Raw genomic sequence first — 1470 nt, 5'->3', positions numbered from 1 at the left:
CCGCTGCAGCGTATTGATGCCGGACAGAAATCCCAGGTCCGTATCACCCAGGTTCGCGGGCTGACAGACAAGCTCCCTCAGGACAGGGAAACGCTGTTCTGGTTTAACGTGCGGGGCGTTCCCCCGAAGTCAGAAGACGACAACGTCCTGCAACTGGCCATGCAGAGCCAGTTGAAACTGTTTTACCGTCCGAAAGCCATTATCAGAAGCAGCAGTGACCAGCCGGAAAGAAAACTGACTGCTGAGCGGAATGCGGGACATCTGACCCTCAGAAACCCGACGCCGTACTACATCACTGTGGCGTGGCTGGGAGCAGACCGCAGCCACAGGCTCAGCGGTTTCCGCGAGGGCGTGATGGTGCCGCCCCTGGGGAGCCTGCCTTTAAAGGCTGTTCTGCCGGCAGAAACCCGGACGCTGTGGGTGGGGTATGTCGATGATTACGGTGGACTGCAGATGAACCGCTACGCCTGTGATGCCCTGAACTGCGCGTTTAAGGACGGGGGGGGGACATCATGACAGGACGATTATTCAATATGAAATCACTGATACTGTCAGGTGTGTTTCTTTTCTTTACTGCCTGTAATTCTGCGCGGGCAGCACTCGACTGGTCATACTGCGACGCCAGTGGAAATGTTGCCCTTCAGAACATTAACATTAAAGGAGGGAATTATAGTTCCGGAGATGAACTGGCTTCTGTTACCGTACCAGTCAGTTATACCTGTCATACTTCATTCAAATCATATGGACCCGATTATCGGGCAACACTTAATCTGTATAATCTGGAAAATTTCGTAAATACATTAAAGAGTAATGGGCTGGCTGCAGATATCACTGTGCAGGAAGGGAGCAGTGCCCCTGTTACATTTACATGGAGAGAGATACAGGCAGGGTTTAGTGGCTGGTCCAGTTCCAAGGTGTTTGGGCAATGGATGGATCAAAATAAAACATACAATCTGAGTGGGACGCTTACGTTTCGTATTTTTATTGACCAGGTGTTTACAAAAAACTTTTTCAACATAAATATCCCGGGAAATACGATTAATATTCTTCCCTATGACCCAACAGGATGGGGAGCACCGAGTGTTCCATTCAAATCTTTAACCATGTCTGCCTTTAATATCCGGTTTATTCCTGACAACTCAGGCAGAGTGATAATTTCACCTTCTGTGCTCAGAATGGGGCGTTTTTACACGGAATATAAGGAGACCATGGTACCCCGGGAAATCCCTTTTACGGTGACAGCACAACAGAACATAGGAACACTGACCCCGTTCGTTGCTCCGCTGGCTATAGAGTTCAGGACCAACGGGCTGATGCTTGCTGACGCAGACAGTTCCGTAACGCTTCAAAATACAAAAGGAGAATACAATGGTTTCAGGCTATTGGTTTTGGATGAGGCAGGAACGCCGGTTAAATTCAATACGAAAGCGGATATGGGGAATATTAGTCTGGATAACGGCTCCGGTGGCA

2 protein-coding genes are annotated in these 1470 nt (G+C 49.3%); both read left to right on the top strand.

Annotation, left to right across the window (positions count from 1 at the left end; genetic code table 11):
* The coding region (stdC, locus tag BZK42_RS27790) for a fimbrial biogenesis chaperone StdC (protein WP_080861580.1) at positions 1-516 on the top strand (516 nt) is incomplete at its 5' end.
* The coding region (locus BZK42_RS27785; protein WP_080861583.1) for an adhesion protein at positions 513-1470 on the top strand (958 nt) is incomplete at its 3' end. The genes stdC and BZK42_RS27785, both read left to right, overlap by 4 nt.

Source organism: Citrobacter braakii (assembly GCF_002075345.1).
In the GTDB taxonomy this organism is placed as follows: Bacteria; Pseudomonadota; Gammaproteobacteria; order Enterobacterales; family Enterobacteriaceae; genus Citrobacter; species Citrobacter braakii.
The sequence above is the reverse complement of the archived record's forward strand: the minus strand, read 5'-3'. Positions and strand labels throughout refer to the sequence as shown.